Origin of the sequence: Lachnospira pectinoschiza (genome assembly GCF_020564355.1) — a bacterium.
GTDB lineage: Bacteria > Bacillota > Clostridia > Lachnospirales > Lachnospiraceae > Lachnospira > Lachnospira intestinalis.
The window spans coordinates 1-211 of the sequence record NZ_JAJCRR010000064.1 but is presented as its reverse complement, the minus strand read 5'-3'; the positions used below and the strand labels follow the sequence as shown (position 1 = coordinate 211).

Sequence of the window (211 nt, the reverse complement as noted above, 5' to 3'; positions counted from 1 at the left end):
CCGTCATGCAACCCGAGAATGTGACGCGGAGCGAACAAAAGTAGCGAAGCATGCTTACCGGCTGTCGAGAAAAGCCGCTATTGCGTTTAATGTACCCGTACCGTAAACCGACACAGGTGGATGAGGAGAGAATCCTAAGGCCGGCGGGAGAAGCATTGTTAAGGAACTCGGCAAAATGACCCCGTAACTTCGGGAGAAGGGGTGCTCTTAG

1 rRNA gene is annotated in these 211 nt (G+C 53.1%); it reads left to right on the top strand.

From position 1 onward, the window contains the following. Positions 1-211, top strand: a 23S ribosomal RNA gene (locus tag LI288_RS14850); the annotation flags it as partial.